Origin of the sequence: Rhizobium croatiense, from assembly GCF_019793465.1 — a bacterium.
GTDB classification, from domain to species: Bacteria; Pseudomonadota; Alphaproteobacteria; order Rhizobiales; family Rhizobiaceae; genus Rhizobium; species Rhizobium croatiense.
The window spans coordinates 317,937-335,066 of record NZ_JAILYJ010000005.1; the positions used below are offsets into that span (position 1 = coordinate 317,937).

The following is a 17,130-nucleotide window of genomic DNA, read 5'->3' on the forward strand; positions in this document are numbered from 1 at the left end:
TCCCAGAAGACGAGATGTGAGCATTCGCTTTGCTCATGAGCAATTACTCACCACGCAGCAAAAAATGTCAATCGGCAATCGTTGCTGCAATGCCGAACAGCCTACCTATCTAATTGATTCAGAAGAAGAATTTTTTGCTCAATTCTTGAGCAAAAACTCAGCAGTCTCTTCGTCGGTGATCAATCCATTGATCTGATGGCCGACGACGGCAGCCTTGATCGCCTTGAATTTACGTTTGCCCTTGGCGAGCCCGATGACCATCGATGCCTCGCGGGACGGGATCGGTGCGGACGCGACACGCTCGTTGATCGGGTTGTCGAGCAGCCGGCCGTCAACATCGAAAATCCACCCGCAGATCTCGCCGACCGCACCCCCGCGCATCAGCTCCATCATCTCGTCCTTCTCGAGAAAACCGTCGACGCAGAGCGGCCCGTCGATGCCGAGTTCACCGATGCCGACGAAGGTGACGTCGGCCTGTGCGCTCATGTCGAGCGTCGAACGCACAAGCTGCTGGCCGTGCAGCAGTTCCCGCTCCTCGGCCGAGGTGACGAGAACCGGCAGCGGCATCGGATAGTGCCGCGCCTTCACCGCATCCGCCATGCTGAAGATGACGTTGTAATAGGCCGCCGATCCGTCCGGCGCGATATTGCCGGTCAGCGAGACGATGCGGTGATTGGGACATTCGATGGCCGGAAGCTGGTCCACGGCCGCCTTCAGCGTACGGCCGGTGCCGACCGCAAGCACGATCGGCTCCGCCCGCTTCAGCCAGCGCTCGATCTCGGCCGCCGCCGCCTCGGCGATGCCGATGGTGGTCGACGAGGAGCCCGGATCGCTCGGCACCACCTCCACATGTTTCAGTCCGAATTTCCGCCGCAGCTGACTGCCGAGTTCAAGACAGGCGGCGATCGGATGATCGAGCCGCACCTTGATCAGACGTTCGGCGACCGCGAGCGAAACCAGCCGCTGCGCCGACTGCCGCGAGATCCCCATCGAGGCGGCGATTTCGTCCTGCGTGCGCCCGGCGACGTAATAAAGCCAGCCGGCACGCGCCGCATCGTCGAGCCGTGCAGGGGTCTCGGATCTTTTTGCCATATGATGCCTACCACGCAAAGTGAGCCGGCTTGCCGCCCGCCGGAGATGATTTCGAGTCTGTACCGCGACAGATCAAAACAAAATTCCTGAAAATGTCGAGCCTGTTGACAGAAGCCTTGCCCGAATAACCGCTGCTATTCAGGCAAACCATTGCATCACGAGATAGACCCCCGCCTTTGCGAGGCCGTAAATCACGCCGCCGGCAATGACGAGCGACACGGCGGTCATGATGAAGCCGATGAGCGCGAAGAGCCCGTCGCGGCCCATGATGCCGAAAGCGAAGACCGAGATCGTGATCGCCGGCAGGATATTGCCGAGCGGAACCGGCAGCACCAGAACGATCGACAGCAGCAAGCATGCGAGACCGGCGAAATACTCTGCCGGCGGCTCGGCGAAGATGGCAAGCCTCGGCTTCAGCATGCGTTCGGCCCAGGCGAGCCAGCGATGGATGCGGACGACAACGCTCTCGAAATCCTCCCGCAGCACCGAACGGTCGGCGATCGCCTTGGGCAGCCAGGGTTTTAACCCGAAGGTCAGCTGCGCCGCCAGAAATACCAAAGGCGCACCGAGCAGGGCGGAGGTGCCGGGCGGTGTGGGAAACGCGTTCGGCAGCGCGAAGATCAGCATCAGCGCGCTGATCGCCCTGTCGCCCATCGTCTGGAACAGATCACCGATCGAAATCCGCTCCCGGCTGCGGTCGGCGGCCAACTGCCGCAGGATGGATGAGAGGCGGCGGCCTTTGGGCCGTGGCGGGCGTGGTCTTCGGCGTTTGTTGGAATCGGCGTTTTCGATTGTCATGATACCGGTGGATGATGGAAGTGCGGAATCCGATTTTGGCCGCGCAATATGCCAATTGAATGACTTATGCGGTCAGAATTACGGCACAACCCTGAACCCGAGGAGGGAATGAAGGCTTGTAATTCCCCGCCAACAGTGCGAGCAGACGGCCCAGACCAGGAAAGCGGCAGAGTGACAATGATAATTTCGTTCGACATCGGCGGCTCCGCAATCAAGGGCGGCATCGCCCGCTCCGAGACAGACATCGTGCCGCTCGGCCGCCGTCCGACGCCGAAGGATGATTTCGCCGCTTTCGTCGACACCCTGCGCGCTATCATCGCCGAAACCGGCGAAGCGCCGAGCCGTGTCGCGCTGTCCATCGCCGGCGTCGTCGATCCCGATACGCAGCGGCTGATCTGCGCCAACATTCCCTGCATCCATGGCCGCACGCTGGCGGCCGATCTCGAAGCTGAACTCGGTCTGCCGGCACTGATCGCCAACGACGCCGACTGCTTCGCCATCGCCGAAGCCGGCCTGGGCGCCGGCCGCGGCCACCGCATCGTCTTCGGCGCCATCCTCGGCACCGGCGTCGGCGGCGGATTGGTCGCCGACGGGCGCCTCGTCAATGAAGCCGGCGGCTTTGCCGGCGAGTGGGGTCATGGCCCGATCATCGCGTCTGCAGCCGGCAATCCGCCTGTCGCCATTCCCGCCTATGCCTGCGGCTGCGGCCAGAAAGGCTGCGTCGATACCGTCGGCGGCGCCCGCGGCCTGGAGCGTCTGCACAAGACGCTGCACGATCTCGATCTTTCCAGCGAAGAGATCATCGGTCAATGGCAGCAAGGCGAGGAGAAGGCGACACGGACCATCGACGTCTATGTCGATCTCGTCGCCTCGCCCCTTGCGCTGACGATCAACATCACCGGCGCGACCATCGTGCCGGTCGGCGGCGGCCTGTCCAATGTCGAACCCCTGCTTGCCGAACTCGACCACGCCGTGCGCGCCCGCATCCTGCGCAAGTTCGACCGCCCGCTGGTTGTGCGCAGCCAATGCCGCATCGAACCCGGACTGATCGGCGCCGCACTGCTGGGACTGAAGGCCGAGGCAGCCGCTCTTTAAAGTACCGGCCACATCCGCACGATCGCTGCAAACCGATCCCAGTCCTTGCGCGTCAGAGGCGTCCACGCCGCTTCGGCGATTGCCGGAAGACGCGGAAAGACCAGCCGGTTGAACGTGGCGCGCGAGCCGACATTGCCGCTCCAGATGCAGGCCTGGATGCCGCGTATCTTGTCCCTCAAGGTCTCCGGCAGCCCGACCTCGGCCTCATAAGTATAGGTGCGTTCCGGCGGCGTGAAACCAGCCCAGCTGGCGCCGAGCTCGTCCCAGGCCTCAGCCTGGGCCATGTCGAGATAATAGGTCTGTCCCGGCGTCATCACCATGTCGTAACCGTCCTCGGCCAGCGCAAGGCCGAGCTCCGGCTTTTCCCAGGCCATCAGCAGCGTGCCGTCGCGATCGACGCCGCCGCCGTGCGATACTTCGTTCCAGCCGGCGAGCTTCTTGCCGCGCTGCGACAGCATGGCCTTGATGCGCTTCAGGAAATAGGATTGCAGCGCGGCGGTGCCGGCAAGCTTCTCCCGCTCTATCAATGTCTTGCAGAGCGGCGAGGAAAGCCAGGCCCCCTCAGCAACCTCGTCGCCGCCGATATGGACATATTCGCCGGGAAACAGCGCCACCACCTCGTCGAACACCTTGCCGAGGAATTCATAGGTGAATTCGACCGCCGGATTGAGAGCATTGCTGGCATAGCCCTGCGGCGAGCGGTAACTGTCCGGCGGCTCCTGCCGGTCGACGAGATCGGGCAGCGCAGAGAGCGCCGCGGTGCTGTGGCCAGGAATGTCGATTTCCGGCACCACCTCGATGTGCAGCGAGGCGGCATGCGCAACGATGCGCCTGACGTCGTCCTGCGTATAGTGGCCGATGCGCGCGCCCTGCCCATCGCCGAAGTCAGGTATGAGCGTTTCATAAGGCCCACGCTTTGCGCTCGCTTCCGTCAGTTCGGGATAGGCTTTGATCTCCAGCCGCCAGGCTTCGTCGTCGGTCAGGTGCCAGTGGAAGATATTGAGCTTGTTCCAGGCGAGGATATCGATCAGCCGGATGACATCAGCCACCGGATAAAACTGCCCCGCCACGTCGAGGTGGCAGCCGCGCCAGCCATGACGCGGCTGGTCGGCGATCGTCCCGAAATTCGGGAATTTGAAGACGTCGTGGCCGGCGCGGGCGCCGTGCAGCAGTTGCGCCAGACTGATCAGCCCATAGTGCCGTCCCGCTGCGTCCGCGCTCGAAAGCACGATCTCCCGCGCGGTGAAACGCAGTTCGTAAGCTAAGGCTGCGATCGAGGATTCGGTGACGAAACGAATGGCCCGCCCGCCCTTGATGGCAGCAAGCGAGAACGGCGCGGGCTCGGCAGGATAGAGCCGCTGGTAAAGCGCAAGAAGCAGAGAGAGTGCCTTGATCGCCTCCGGCCGGGTCCTTTCGGCAGGATAGAGGACGGAGGGCAAATCTCCCGCCTTCAGACCGAGCGACAGCGGCCAAGGCAGCAGCGCAAAGGGTTCCTCGACCCGACCCGGCGGCAGCAGCGGCGGCGTCACACCGCCGTCCCCGCCTTCAAGCATGAGATCGCCGAAACCGACCGCAACGCGACGGCCGTCCGCCAGCGTCAAACCGGCCGATTTGATGCCGTCGGTCCGATGTTTCGGTTCGTCGGCCAGCCCCTCGACGGTGAACCGCCAGTGCCCGCCCGGGGGAATGCTCAGCCCCTCGGGCGGCAGGAATTCATGGAAATTCGCGACCTGCCGCCGCATGCTGGCACCGTCGCAGACATGGGTGTCGGCAATCCGCGTCGGTGATCTATAGGCAAGCGAGAAGCCGGAAAGCGGTTCGGACGAAAGATTGAAGAGCGTCAAGGTCAAGCGGCCGGAACCACCCTCGACCGGGCTCCAGCTTGCTTCCAGATGGTAATCGGCCATGGTCCTGCCTCCCGCCGCGAATTGATCCGCGCGAATGCATGGCCGGGATCGCGGCGGAACTCTCGGCATGCTTTCGCAAGCTTAGCTTTTTCGAGACGGCAATGGAATCGGCCGCCCGATTTCAAGGCGGAACGGCCTGCGCAGGTTGCGGAAATTACAGCGCAATAACGGGTTGGGCGGTCCGCGTTTCCGTGAACCGCCCCAAGAAACGCGCTTTGAGAGGGATGACGACCCCGCAAAGGAAAACGGCGCGGCTTTCGCCGCGCCGTCCTCACTCAGCTGCCAACGCCGGCGGATGTCTGTCATCCGCCTCTTCCTGGATGGCGTCGGCATCCCTGCCCGGCTCGTTCTTTGCCTTCGGCTCTCGGCCGAAGAAAAGCGCGTAGCCGGCAGGCAGAACCAGGATCGTGAGCACTGTCGCAACCAGGATGCCGCCCATCATCGCGTAGGCGAGCGGGCCCCAGAAGACGCCGCGCGAGATCGGGATCAGCGCCAGCACCGCGGTCAGAGCCGTCAGCATGATCGGCCGGAAACGCCGTACGGCAGCACCGACGATCGCCTCCTGCCGGTGCATGCCGGCCTTGATATCCTGGTCGATCTGATCGACCAGGATGATCGAGTTGCGCATGATGATGCCGAGCAGCGCGATGACGCCGAGGATCGCCACGAAGCCGAAGGGCGCGCCGCTGATCAGCAAGGCGGCCGCCGCACCGATGATGCCGAGCGGGCCGGTGGCGAGCACCAGCATCGCCTTGCCGAAATGCTGCAGTTGTATCATCAGCAGCACGATGATGACGGCCAGCATGATCGGTGCCTTGGCGGCGATCGACATCTGGCTTTCCGCCGCGTCCTCGGCGCCGCCCTGGATCTCGACCTTGTAGCCGGCCGGCAGACTGTCGCGCAGGTCCTGCATGTCGGCATACATCTTCATCACCACGTCGTTCGGCTGCACGCCGTCCGGCAGCGTCGCACGCACGGTGATGGTCGGCAGCCTGTCGCGCCGCCATTCAATGCCCTGCTCCATGACGGGCACGACCTTGGCGACCTGCGAGACCGGCACGAAGCCGCCGAAATCCGTCGGGACATAGACCGAATTGACCGCAGACAGCAGCGAGCGGCTGGAATCCGGCTCACGGGCGACGATCGAGACCGTCTCCTCGCCGTCGCGGAAATCGTCGAGCGCAGCACCCGACATGGCGGTCTGCAGCATTTGGCGCACGCGCTGCGAGGTGACGCCGAGTGCCCGGGCGCGGTCCTGGTCGATCACCAGCTTCATCGCCGGCACCTGTTCCAGCCAGTCGTCATGGATGGCGCCGAGCATCGGATTGGCCTCAAACCGCGCCTTCACCTGGTCGGCGATCTCACGCACTTCCTGGCGGTCCGGTCCCATAACGCGCATCTGCACCGGCCAGCCGGTCGGCGGACCGAGGAACAGACGGTCGACTTTGCCACGGATCGAGGGGAAGTCTTCCGCAAGGATCGTCCGCAGCTTGACGATCAGCCGTTCGCGCGCCGGTTCGTCATTGGCCATGACGAGGAGCTGAGCGAAGTTCGGGTTGCGCAGCTGCTGGTCGAGTGGCAGGAAGAAGCGCGGCGCGCCTTCGCCGATATAGGTGGCGATGAACCGCTTGTCGGGATCATCCATCATCTTGGCTTCGAGCGCCTTTGCCTGGACTTCGACTTCCTTGATGCTGCTGCCCTCGGGCAGCCAGAGATCGACGAGGATTTCCGGCCGCGAGGATTGCGGGAAGAAATTCTGCGGAATGAACTGGAAGGCCCAGAGGCTGGTGACGAAGGTGCCGAGCGTCAAGAGCAGCACGATGACCCGGTGGCGGACCGCCCAGCCGACGGTGCCGCGCAGCCGGCGATAGAAGCCGGTATCGAACGCATCATGATGCTCGCCGGCGTGATGGCGCTGCTTGAGGATCATGTAGCCGAGCCAGGGGGTAAAGTAGACCGCGACGAACCACGAGGTCACCAGCGCGATGCCGACGACATAAAACAGCGACCTGACATATTCGCCGGCCGTCGATGCGGCGAAGCCGACCGGAATGAAGCCGGCCGTGGTGATCAGTGTGCCGGTCAGCATCGGGAAGGCGGTCGAGGAATAGGCAAAACTTGCCGCTTCGATCTTGACCAGCCCCTCCTCCAGCTTTCGCTCCATCATCTCGACGACGATCATCGCATCGTCGACGAGCAGGCCGAGCGCGATGATCAGCGCGCCGAGCGAGATGCGCTGCAGGTCGATGCCGAGTTCGTACATCAGCGCAAAGGTGGCAGCGAGCACCAACGGAATGGCGATGGCGATGACGAGGCCCGAGCGCCAGCCGATCGACAGGAACGAGACCACAAGCACGATGACGAGGGCTTCACCAAGCGCATGCATGAATTCGCTGATCGCATCCGTCACCACGTCGGGCTGGTTGGCGATCTGGTCGACGGCGACGCCGTAAGGCAGCGCGTCCTCGAAGCGCTGATAGGTCGTCTCCACGCCCTTGCCGACATCGGTGACATTGAAGCCCTTGGCCATGACGACGCCGACCTGGACGCTATCATGGCCGTTGAAGCGGTACTTGCGCTGATAGGGATCCTCGAGACCGGAACTGACGGTGGCGATATCGCCGAGACGCGTCACCTGGCCGCCGGCGCGAAGGCGCAGCTCGCGGATATCGGCCGCCTTCTTGACGTCGCCCTCGACGGAGATGCGCACCGAGCGCAGGCCGGTATCGACGGAGCCGGCCGGATCGACGTTGTTCTGGCCCTTGACGGCGTTCTGCAGGTCGAGGATCGTCAGGCCGCGCTCGGCGAGCGCCTTGGACGAGACGTCGATATAGATCTTCTCCGGCTGGTCGCCGATGATGACGGCCTTCTCGACGCCCGGCGTCGTCAGCAGCATGTCGCGCGCCTGGATCGCGAATTTCTTCAGTTCCGGATAGGAATAACCGTCGCCGCTGATCGAGTGCAGCGTGATGAAAGTATCGCCGAATTCGTCGTTGAAATAAGGGCCGAGCAGGCCCTGCGGCAGCTCGCTGGAGATGTCGCCGACCTTCTTGCGCACTTGGTAGAAGGCATCCGCCACGTCTTTCGAATTCGTGTCGCCCTTGACCTGCAGGGTGATGATCGCGCTGCCGGCCCGCGTATAGGACTTGACCCAGTCGATATGCGGGGTTTCCTGCAGCTTGCGCTCGATCTTGTTGACGACCTGGTCTTCCATCTCCTGGATGGAAGCACCCGGCCAGATCGCCTGCACGACCATGACGCGGAAGGTGAATTCCGGATCCTCGCGCTGGCCCATGCGCATCAGGCCGAGCACACCGGTGATGATGATCAGGCCGAAGAGGAAGCGGGCGATGCTCGGATGGCCGATCGCCCAGCGCGACAGGTTGAAGGGCCGCTTTTCAGTGGTGGTGGCATCCATGATTTTCTTCCCTTTGCGACGCGATCAGCGGACCGTCTGGTCCGTGGCGGCCAGGGCCGATTGCTGGTCCGGCACCTTCACCTTCAGATTTTCGTGCATGAACTGCGTGCCGGCGGCAACGACGAGATCGCCGGTATCGAGGCCCTCGGTCACATGCACGCCGTCGCCGGTGAAATCGGCGACCTTGATGTCGCGGCCATGCACAGTCGCCGTGTCGCGGTCGACGGTCCAGACCATCTGCTTGCCGTCCTTTTCAGCGAGCGCGCTGAGCGGGATCGAAACGTAGCTGTTGCCGTTGCTGACATCGGCCTCGATCGTCGCCGTCATTCCGAGAAGCACGCGCGGATCGTTCGGCAGGCTCACCCGAACCGCAAAGGTGCGCGACTGCTGGTCGGCGCTGCCTGAGACTTCACGCACCTTGCCGTCAAGCACCAGCCTGTCGTCGGCCCAGAAGCTTGCCTTGACCGTCTTGCCCGGCTTGAATTCGGCGATATCGTTTTCCGGAACGGCGATCTGCACTTCCTTCTCGCCGTCGACGGCAACGGTGACGACGGCGGTGCCGGAGCCGACGACCTGGCCGATATCGGCATTGATCGCGGTCACGATGCCGTTCTGGCCGGCCTTGAGATCGGTATAGCTTACCTGGTTCTTCGCCTGGTCGAGCGCGGAAAGCGCGGCATCGCGCTGCGAAATCGCCTGGTCGTGGCTGAGGGCTGCCTGTTCGAGCTGCGACTTCGGAGCGACGCTCTTGTCGAAAAGCTGCTCGGCGCGTTTGTTGGCGAGATCGGCGGTTTCCACACCCCTTTCGGCCGCGGCGAGATTGGCTTCAGCCGTCTTGACAGCCAGCTGGTAATCCGTGGCGTCGATGCGGGCGAGAGCGTCACCCGGCGTCACCCGATCGCCGATGTCGACGAGGCGTTCGGTGATCTTGCCGGCGACGCGGAATCCGAGGTTCATCTCCGTGCGCGCCTTGACCGAACCGGAATAATCGAGCTTGCGGGTGTCGCCGGCCCTGGCGATCTCGACGACCTTCACCGGCCGGATGACCTCTTTCACCTCGGCCTTCTCCTCCGAGCAGGCGGAAAGGCCGATGCCGACGGCGCTGACGAGCACAAGGCTGGCGACGGACGGCATGCGGTGGCTGAGGGTCTTGAGCGAAAACATCTTCCGCACTCCTGGATCGTTTCGGGGGATTCGGCGGCGGCTGCCGCCCGTTATTTCTTCAGCGCCCTGATCACATAATCGATCAGTTCGTCGACGCTCGCGCGGTTGGTTTTGGCAAGACATTGCGCCACCATCTGCGGGTGACAGAGATTGATCGTCGCCGCGCCGAAGCAGCGCGAGGCAACGACCGGGTCCTGCTCGGCAAACTCGCCGGCCGCGATCCCTTCAGCGATGATTTCGGCAATGAGATCATGGACGCGGTCGATATGCTTCTCGATGACATGCCAGTCGCGCTCGATCGCAACGATGATCATCTCATGCACTTTCATCTCGTCGAGCATCAGATCGAGCGTCAACTGATGTTGGGTCTCGACATAGCGGCGCAGCCGCTCGCTGGCGCTGATCGGCTGATGGCGGATGTCGTAGGCGATTTGATAGGCCGTGGCGAGCATGCGCCCGCAGAGCGCCTGGTGGATTTCCACCTTCGAGGCGAAGAACCGATAGATATTGGCCGGCGACATGCCGAGATCGCGGGCAATGTCGGCCACCGTCGTCTTGCTGTAGCCATAGTGGCGAAACAGCCGCTCGGCCGCATCGAGAATGCGGGTGACATTCTCCTGCCGGGTGACGTCGAGCGTATTTTCCGCGATGTCGTTCATGGTTTTCGGAGTCCGAGTTACGACTGACGATTTTCGAATTTCGTCAGTCGTAAAATATCAGCCGGCATTTGTCAATATACCGGCACGGGAATGCGACGCGAAGGGCTATCGGAGCAGCCCGGCGCATTGAACACAGCGAATTCTCGGAAAGACGTGAGGAAATTGGAAAGTGCCGCGACAGAGAGGCGCGGCACTTCCCGTCGGCGGCAGCAGCAATCAGGCGAGCTTGACGTCGAGCGTGATCGGAACGGCGGCGAGCGCCTTGGAAATCGGGCAGCCGGCCTTCGCCTTATTGGCGAGTTCGGTAAAGGTCGCCTCATCGGCGCCGGGGATGCGGCCGGAGAGCGAAAGATGGATGGCGGTGACGGCAAAGCCGCCCTCGACGCTTTCGAGCGTCACCTTGGCGGAAGTTTCCATATGCTCGGCGGTGAAACCGGCTTCACCGAGGATCAAGGACAGCGCCATGGTGAAGCAGCCGGCATGGGCAGCACCGATCAGCTCTTCCGGGTTGGTGCCGGGAATGCCTTCGAAGCGGCTGGCGAAGCCGTAAGGGTAGTCTGTCAGGGCGCCGCTCTGCGTCGAGATCAGGCCTTTGCCGTCTTTGAGGCCACCGGTCCAATGGGCCGAAGCCGTGCGATTGATCTGCATGCCGTCCTCCTGTTTCGATTGTGCTTTCGAGGAAGCGGCAGGGTGCCGCTCCATGCCTGCGGGAGATCAGATTGTCTTCCCGATGGCAATATAATGCTCTATCGCCAGAAGACGACAGGCCTGTAAAAATCAGCCGGCTTGAAGCCCTTTCAGGCGGAATGCTGCAGAACGCTGAGGCCGCCGTCGATCGTCAGGCAGGTCGCGTTCATGAACGGGCACTCGTCGGAGATCATAAACACCGCCGCCATGGCGATCTCCTCCGGTGTTGCGATCCGCCCGCCGGGATGCAGCCTCATCGTCGCGGCCTTTGCCGCTTCCGGATCGGGAAAGCTGTTCCAGTAATCGATCACCTTCTGCGTCGAGACATAGCCCGGCGCCAGCGCGTTGACCCGGATATTGCGGGCCGCATATTCGAGACCGAGCGATTTCGTCATGCCCAGCAATGCATGTTTTGCCAGCGGATAGGGAAATGTGTGCGGGATGACGGTGAAGGCATGCGTCGATGCAATGTTGAGAATGACGCCGCCGCCCTGTTCGATCAGGCCCGGCAGCACCGCCTTGCAGCAATTCCATGCGCCCTTGAGGTTGATGTCGAAACAGCGGTTCCATTCGTCGTCGGTCGTCGCGAGCGGCTCGGCAAAGACGTTGACCCCTGCATTGTTGACGAGCGCGTTCAACAGACCGATCTCCTCATTCGCCTCGGCAACCACCCGCGTGATCGTTCCGGCATCGGTTATATCGGCTGGCAGATAACCGACGCGGGCGCCGGTGCTCGCGAGATCCGCCGCTGCCCGAGCCAGCAGCGCCGCATCGCGGTCAACGAGATAGACGGCCGCATTTTCGCTGATGAACGCCTTCGCGATCGCAAGGCCGATACCTTGCGCAGCGCCCGTTATCAGGATGTTCTTGCCCTGTAGGCGGTTGCTCATCATCTTCCCTCCGGTTGAACCGGCAGCGCTGACAGCTCGATCGTGACCTTGCCGGAAAGGACCTCACCCCTCGCAAGCGGCATGAGGCCTCCGAGCTCAGGCAGGTGATGGCCGTTCGGCAGATGGCTCATCGGTTCGAGGCAGAAGAAATCCGTGCGGTCGGTCCGCATATACAGCATGAACCGGCCGAGCGCGGCATCAGCTTCCAGCGCCGCCTGAATTGAAAGCTCCGGCCAGGCGATGGCTGCGCGCCCGTCCCATCCCTCGAAGGCATTGTTCATCCAGAGCCGCGGCAGCGGCTTGCCGGACATGAAATCGAAATCATCAGGGACCGGTCCGGGCTCTCCGGGGAGATGGTCGTGCCGCTCGTTCCAGAAGCGGTCGGCTGCAATCGTCAATCGCGTTTCCGGCGTCCTGACGAAGAAAGGATGCTGACCGAGGCCGAAGGGCAGAGCCGCCTCACCGCGGTTCTCCACGGAGAGTGCCAGCGCCAGTCGATTGCCGGCTAGACGGATCTCCTGCCGGGCGAGATAGGCGTAGGGCGAAATGCCGTCGGCATCACGCGAAAAGCTGAGCTGCACATGCTCGGGGCTCGATTCCTCCAGCTGCCAAAGGCTGATCCAGCCATCGCCGTGCAGGTAGAGAGGATCGTGACAATTTCGCTGGAAGACATAGTCGCGTCCGCCGAAGGACATGGCATTGCCTTCCACCCGGTTGCTGAACGGCACCATGGGAAAATTCGCGAAAATTCCGCCTGGGCCGCCAGTTGGAAGGAGAAAGGGCTTGCCCCGAAACGTTGCGGCGGTGACGGCAGCGCCCCGGCGGCTGACCCTGACCGAGAGATCGCCGTGGCTCAGCTCGATTTCATCTCCGCCATGTCCGTTGTTCATCCACGTCGTCCCGCGGCCGAAGATCTCAAATTGTCGAGCAGCACCGCGATCAGCAGGATCAGCCCGCGCACGACATACTGATAGAATGCCTGGATATTGAGGAGATTCATAACGTTTTCGGCAATGCCCATGATCAGCACGCCGACAATGACGCCGCTCATCGCCGCCCGGCCGCCGGCCAGCGAAACCCCGCCAAGAACGCAGGCGGAAATGACCGACAGCTCGAGCCCGGTCGCCGCATTCGGCTGGCCGGAGGTGATGCGCGAGGCAAGCAGAATGCCGGCAATGCCGCAGACGAGGCCCTGCAGCGCAAAGATCCAGATACGTGTGTTGACGACATTGACGCCGGCAAGCCGCGAGGCCTCGGGATTGCCGCCAATCGCCAGCGTATTTTTGCCGAAGACGGTGCGATTGAGGACGAAGCCGAAGACGACGAAAAGGATCAGCATAATCCAGATCGGCGTCGGCACGGTGACAAAGCGCGACAGGGCCAGTTGATAGAAGGCCGGGTCATTGATGCCGACGGCGCGGCCATCCGAGGCGATCAGCGCCAACCCGCGCACGATCTGCATCGTCGCAAGCGTAGTGATCAGCGCATTGATGCGAAAGCGAGCAATGACGATGCCGTTGACGAAGCCGACAATGGCGCCGCACAGCAGGGCGGCCAGCAGACCGACCGGAATCGAACCCGTCGCGTTCGAGACCATTACGGCGATCATGCCGGAGAACGCGACGATCGAGCCGACCGAAAGATCGAAATCGCGCGATGCTAGGCAGAACATCATCGTGCAGGCGACGATGCCGATGGTGACGACCGACTGCAAGAGCCCCAGCATATTTCGCTCGGTCAGGAAGTTCGGGACGAAGAGCGAGACGATCACGAAGGCGGCGGCGAAGATCACCACCAGCCCCTGTTCGCCGAGAAGGGTTTTTTTCAACGCATTCATTGTCCGTATTCCTGATCTTAAATGGTGCCGGCGGCATTCTTATCGGGCAGTGCCGCCGTCAGGATGCTGCGCTCGTCGAAATCCGGCCGGGCGACATTGACCGCCACCCTGCCCTGGCACATCACCATGATCCGATCGCAGATGCCCATGACTTCGGGCAACTCGCTCGATATCACCACGATCGCCATTCCGCCGGCCGCCAGCTCATAGAGGATGTCGTAGATTTCCGACTTCGCCCCGACGTCGATCCCGCGGGTCGGCTCGTCAATGACGAGAACCTTGATGCCCTGCTCGGAGAGCCAGCGCCCAAGAATGACCTTCTGCTGATTGCCGCCCGAGAGATTGACGATGTCCTGCCGGCGCGACGGTGTGCGCACCCGAAGCTTGGCGATAAATTGGTCTGCCTGCACCGCCTCCATCTTCGGCTTCAGAACGCCGAAGGGCGAAAAGTGCCGGCGTGATGAAATCGCGATGTTCTCTTCGATCGACCGGCCCTGGATGATGCCGTCGAATTTACGATCCTCCGGGCAGAGCACCATGCCGGCCCTGATGGCAGCCTTCGGATTGTTGGGCGACACGGCAATGCTGTCGATCGTGACCTGGCCCTGATCGCTGGCATCGGCGCCATAAAGCAGCCGCGCCATCTCACTGCGGCCGGCGCCGATCAGGCCGAAGAAGCCGAGAATTTCGCCCTGGCGCACGGAAAAACTGATCGGATTGCGCAGCCTCGGCCCGGATAGGCCCTTGACCTCCAGCCGGATGTCGCCGGGCGCGCGTTCGCGCCATCCCCAGACATTGCTGATCTCGCGCCCGACCATTTCCGAAATGATCTGTTCACGCGTCGTCTCGGCGATCTTCGGGTGATGGGCGGCAAGCTTGCCGTCGCGCAGCACCGTCAGGCTGTCGCAAAGTCGAAAAATCTCGTCGAGACGATGCGAGACGTAAAGGATGACGGCTCCCCTCGCCTTCAGCCTGCCGATCAACGAAAACAGGATTTCGCTTTCACGCGAGGAAAGCGAGGAGGTCGGCTCGTCGAGCGCGATCACCCGCGCGTCGAGCATCACGGCCTTGGCGATCTCGATCATCTGCCGCGCGCCGATCGAAAGCGAGCTGACCTTGGCCGACGGATCGACATCGATGCCGACCTCCTCGAGCTTCGCGCGCACCGTTTCGATCAGCGTCTTCGACTGGATGACGCCGCCCTTGGCCGGAAAGCGCCCGAGCCAGAGGTTTTCGGCCACCGTCAACTCCGGAACGAGCTGCAGTTCCTGATGGATGACGACAATGCCGGCATGGAAGGCGTCACGCACGGAGGCGTATTTCTGCTCCTCACCGTCGATCAAGATGCTGCCGTCATCGGCGGCCTGATCGCCGGAAAGAACGCGGATCAGCGTTGATTTGCCAGCGCCGTTTTCGCCCATCAGGCCGTGGACGGCGCCCTTCTCGACGGTGAAGGAAACACTCGCCAGCGCCTGCACGCCGGGATAGCCCTTGGAGATATTGTTGAATTCGAGGAAAGCCATCACCGCTCCGCCGAGAAGGAATCCGGCAGCACGCTCGGGTGCTGCCGGATTGACATCATCCGGAGATGATCACTCGATGCCAAGATCCTTACGGACCTTCTCGTAGTCGCCGCGCAGCGCCAGCGACCCGGAGGTCAGCGTCAGCTTTGCCGGCTCCTTGCCGTTGGCGATCCAGTCGTACATGTTGATCGCCGTCTCGTAGCCATGGCGCTTCGGCGAGATGATGACGGTGCCGAAGAAACCCGTCGCCGCCGGCTTCTTGAATTCGTTGATCGCCGATTCCGCCCCGCCGATGCCGACGCCGATGATGTTGGTCGCCGGAATGCCGACCGATTCGGAGGCACGGACGGCGCCGAGAACGGCTTCGTCGTTGAGGCCGAAGGCGACCCAGTATTTCACATCGGCATGTTTGTTGAGAACGGTGGTCGCGGCATTGAGCGCCGCTTCCGTATCGGTCTTCGCCTGCGGCGCGTCATAAATATTCTCGGCCGGGAAGCCGGCTGACTTCAGCACCGAAATCGCACCCTCGACGCGATCGACCGCGGTCGGCAGCTGATCGTAGGAAACCCGGATCGCGCCGACATTCTTCATGTCCCAGCCACGCTTCTTGATCTCGTCGACGATGGCCTGGCCGACTGTCTCGCCGATCTTGGTGGCCGAAATGCCCATATGCGGCACGTCTTCCAGCGGCTTGCCGTCGGCACTGACGAGGCGGTCGTCGACCGTCATCAGCTTCAATTGGTTGGCTTCCGCCTTGGCGACGATGCCGGGGCCGAGCTTGACGTCGGGCGTGCAGACGATGAAGCCCTGCGCGCCCTGAGCGCCGAGATTGTCGATCGCCGACTGAACCTTCTCGCCGTCTTCAGCGCCGATCTTGACGACGGTGAAGCCTTTCTCCTTGGCTGCCTGGTCGGCGAATTTCCACTCGTCCTGAAACCACGGCTCCTCGGGTTGCTTGACGATGAATCCAATCTTCACGTCGGCGGAAAATGCCGAGCCGGCTGCCAGGATGGCGAAAGCGCCAGCCACAATAGCTGCTTTGAACAAGCGCATGTCTCTCTCCCTAAACTCTGAAATCGAGCCACTGCCTCCCCGGCAGTGTCCAATGAATTATGTTAAATCATCATACCAGTCAATTGCCAATGTATGATGATTATAATAGTAGCATAGCAACGAGAGCCGGGAGGACCCGTCGCAAAGCCGATCGAATTCGGATAATGAGGTCCGGTTGCTTCCCGGGAGCAAGTTGCGGAGAGGTGAAGTTGGAATCTGAGGGACAGGGCCGAGCGGAAAGCTCCAGCAGCAGCGAACGCCGGCCGCGCGTACGCCGTAACGTTACGGCGGCGATCGCGCAGGATATCTGTGCGGATCGCTATCCCTCGGGCTCGCCGCTGCCCCGCGAGAACGACCTCTGCGAGCTCTACGGCGTCAGCCGCACCGTCATTCGCGAATCGCTGAAAGTGCTGGAATCCAAGGGACTGGTCCGCGGCAAGCCGCGGGTCGGAACGACCGTTTGCGACAGGGACGAGTGGAATATCCTGGACGCCGAGGTGCTCAACTGGATGGGGCCTTACATCAAGGACTTTGACCTGTTGGGCTGCATTCTCGAAGCCCGGCGCACCATAGAGCCGGCAGCCGCCGAATATGCCGCCGAACGCGCCAGCGCCCAGGAGATCGCCGATCTCGACAAGGCCTGGCGGCAGATGCGCGACAGCGCCGGCGAACCGGAAAGCTTCACCGACGCCGATCTGATGTTTCATACGGTGCTGCTCACCGCCAGCCACAACCAGGTCTTCCGCCGCCTGTCGAGCGCCATCCACGCGGCGCTGAAATATGCATTGCATGCCTCCAACATCGCCGTCGAAAACCGGGAGGATGCGGTGCTCGTTCACGGGCAGCTGGTCGAGGCACTGCGCATGCGCGACAAAACCGGCGCCCGCGAATGCGCCAACCGCATGCTCGACCTTGCGGTGCGCGACCTTGCCGCCGCCGAAAAGGTGATCGGCAGAACCAGATAATGGTTGCTGAGGAATGAGCGGCGCCGCCGCCGCGTGAAACAT

The 17,130-nt window shown here is 62.5% G+C and carries 14 protein-coding genes; 2 read left to right on the forward strand and 12 right to left on the reverse strand.

Features of this window, described 5'->3' with window-relative positions:
- Window positions 1–138: 138 nt before the first annotated feature.
- Window positions 139–1,092, reverse strand: coding sequence for a sugar-binding transcriptional regulator (locus K6M89_RS11140; RefSeq protein WP_064683127.1), 954 nt, complete (start codon window positions 1,090–1,092; stop codon window positions 139–141).
- A 138-nt stretch (window positions 1,093–1,230) separates the two neighbouring features.
- Window positions 1,231–1,809, reverse strand: coding sequence for an exopolysaccharide biosynthesis protein (locus K6M89_RS11145; protein WP_170964780.1), 579 nt, complete (start codon window positions 1,807–1,809; stop codon window positions 1,231–1,233).
- 258 nt (window positions 1,810–2,067) lie between these two features.
- Here K6M89_RS11145 and K6M89_RS11150 point away from each other — a divergent pair, with 258 nt between their 5' ends.
- Window positions 2,068–2,985: an ROK family protein gene (locus K6M89_RS11150; protein WP_222139486.1), complete on the forward strand. Its 918-nt coding sequence runs from the start codon at window positions 2,068–2,070 to the stop codon at window positions 2,983–2,985.
- Here the strand turns inward: K6M89_RS11150 and K6M89_RS11155 are convergent.
- The 10 genes from K6M89_RS11155 to K6M89_RS11200 all read right to left on the reverse strand — a co-directional run bounded on the left by K6M89_RS11155 (window position 2,982) and on the right by K6M89_RS11200 (window position 16,123).
- The gene (locus tag K6M89_RS11155; RefSeq protein WP_222139463.1) at window positions 2,982–4,892 is read right to left on the reverse strand and encodes a beta-N-acetylhexosaminidase; all 1,911 of its coding nucleotides are present in this window, start codon (window positions 4,890–4,892) and stop codon (window positions 2,982–2,984) included. The two genes, K6M89_RS11150 and K6M89_RS11155, sit on opposite strands and share 4 nt — an antisense overlap.
- Window positions 4,893–5,163: 271 nt before the next feature.
- Entirely contained in the window at window positions 5,164–8,310 is a 3,147-nt protein-coding gene (locus K6M89_RS11160) for an efflux RND transporter permease subunit (RefSeq protein WP_222139464.1), read from the reverse strand.
- A 24-nt stretch (window positions 8,311–8,334) separates the two neighbouring features.
- Window positions 8,335–9,474, reverse strand: a complete 1,140-nt coding sequence (locus tag K6M89_RS11165) for an efflux RND transporter periplasmic adaptor subunit (protein ID WP_222139465.1) — start codon at window positions 9,472–9,474, stop codon at window positions 8,335–8,337.
- A gap of 50 nt (window positions 9,475–9,524) precedes the next feature.
- Complete coding sequence (locus tag K6M89_RS11170) at window positions 9,525–10,133, reverse strand: TetR/AcrR family transcriptional regulator (protein WP_064694220.1); 609 nt, start codon at window positions 10,131–10,133, stop codon at window positions 9,525–9,527.
- A 216-nt stretch (window positions 10,134–10,349) separates the two neighbouring features.
- A complete protein-coding gene (locus K6M89_RS11175; RefSeq protein ID WP_010028352.1) occupies window positions 10,350–10,781 on the reverse strand; it encodes an OsmC family protein in 432 nt (143 codons plus the stop codon).
- A 149-nt stretch (window positions 10,782–10,930) separates the two neighbouring features.
- The gene (locus K6M89_RS11180; protein WP_222139466.1) at window positions 10,931–11,710 is read right to left on the reverse strand and encodes an SDR family oxidoreductase; all 780 of its coding nucleotides are present in this window, start codon (window positions 11,708–11,710) and stop codon (window positions 10,931–10,933) included.
- Window positions 11,710–12,600, reverse strand: coding sequence for an aldose 1-epimerase (locus K6M89_RS11185; protein WP_222139467.1), 891 nt, complete (start codon window positions 12,598–12,600; stop codon window positions 11,710–11,712). Before K6M89_RS11185 ends, K6M89_RS11180 begins: the two co-directional genes overlap by 1 nt.
- Window positions 12,597–13,547 carry an L-arabinose ABC transporter permease AraH gene (gene araH, locus K6M89_RS11190; RefSeq protein ID WP_097580490.1) on the reverse strand — a complete coding sequence of 317 codons (951 nt, stop codon included), beginning with the start codon at window positions 13,545–13,547 and terminating at the stop codon, window positions 12,597–12,599. Before araH ends, K6M89_RS11185 begins: the two co-directional genes overlap by 4 nt.
- Before the next feature lie 17 nt (window positions 13,548–13,564).
- Window positions 13,565–15,070: an L-arabinose ABC transporter ATP-binding protein AraG gene (gene araG, locus K6M89_RS11195; RefSeq protein ID WP_222139468.1), complete on the reverse strand. Its 1,506-nt coding sequence runs from the start codon at window positions 15,068–15,070 to the stop codon at window positions 13,565–13,567.
- 69 nt (window positions 15,071–15,139) lie between these two features.
- On the reverse strand, window positions 15,140–16,123 hold the full coding sequence (locus K6M89_RS11200; RefSeq protein WP_222139469.1) for an arabinose ABC transporter substrate-binding protein: 984 nt from the start codon (window positions 16,121–16,123) through the stop codon (window positions 15,140–15,142).
- A 164-nt stretch (window positions 16,124–16,287) separates the two neighbouring features.
- On the opposite strand from K6M89_RS11200, the gene K6M89_RS11205 reads away from it, so the two are divergent.
- Complete coding sequence (locus K6M89_RS11205; protein WP_246642398.1) at window positions 16,288–17,088, forward strand: FadR/GntR family transcriptional regulator; 801 nt, start codon at window positions 16,288–16,290, stop codon at window positions 17,086–17,088.
- Window positions 17,089–17,130 lie beyond the last annotated feature (42 nt).

Excerpts from the sequence above, each read along its gene's own strand:
- K6M89_RS11140 (WP_064683127.1), bottom strand. The coding sequence starts at position 1,092 with ATGGCAAAAAGATCCGAGACCCCTGCACGGCTCGACGATGCGGCGCGT.
- K6M89_RS11150 (WP_222139486.1), top strand. The coding sequence starts at position 2,068 with ATGATAATTTCGTTCGACATCGGCGGCTCCGCAATCAAGGGCGGCATC.
- K6M89_RS11155 (WP_222139463.1), bottom strand. The coding sequence starts at position 4,892 with ATGGCCGATTACCATCTGGAAGCAAGCTGGAGCCCGGTCGAGGGTGGT.
- K6M89_RS11160 (WP_222139464.1), bottom strand. The coding sequence starts at position 8,310 with ATGGATGCCACCACCACTGAAAAGCGGCCCTTCAACCTGTCGCGCTGG.
- K6M89_RS11165 (WP_222139465.1), bottom strand. The coding sequence starts at position 9,474 with ATGTTTTCGCTCAAGACCCTCAGCCACCGCATGCCGTCCGTCGCCAGC.
- K6M89_RS11170 (WP_064694220.1), bottom strand. The coding sequence starts at position 10,133 with ATGAACGACATCGCGGAAAATACGCTCGACGTCACCCGGCAGGAGAAT.
- K6M89_RS11175 (WP_010028352.1), bottom strand. The coding sequence starts at position 10,781 with ATGCAGATCAATCGCACGGCTTCGGCCCATTGGACCGGTGGCCTCAAA.
- K6M89_RS11180 (WP_222139466.1), bottom strand. The coding sequence starts at position 11,710 with ATGAGCAACCGCCTACAGGGCAAGAACATCCTGATAACGGGCGCTGCG.
- K6M89_RS11185 (WP_222139467.1), bottom strand. The coding sequence starts at position 12,600 with ATGAACAACGGACATGGCGGAGATGAAATCGAGCTGAGCCACGGCGAT.
- araH (WP_097580490.1), bottom strand. The coding sequence starts at position 13,547 with ATGAATGCGTTGAAAAAAACCCTTCTCGGCGAACAGGGGCTGGTGGTG.
- araG (WP_222139468.1), bottom strand. The coding sequence starts at position 15,070 with ATGGCTTTCCTCGAATTCAACAATATCTCCAAGGGCTATCCCGGCGTG.
- K6M89_RS11200 (WP_222139469.1), bottom strand. The coding sequence starts at position 16,123 with ATGCGCTTGTTCAAAGCAGCTATTGTGGCTGGCGCTTTCGCCATCCTG.
- K6M89_RS11205 (WP_246642398.1), top strand. The coding sequence starts at position 16,288 with ATGAGGTCCGGTTGCTTCCCGGGAGCAAGTTGCGGAGAGGTGAAGTTG.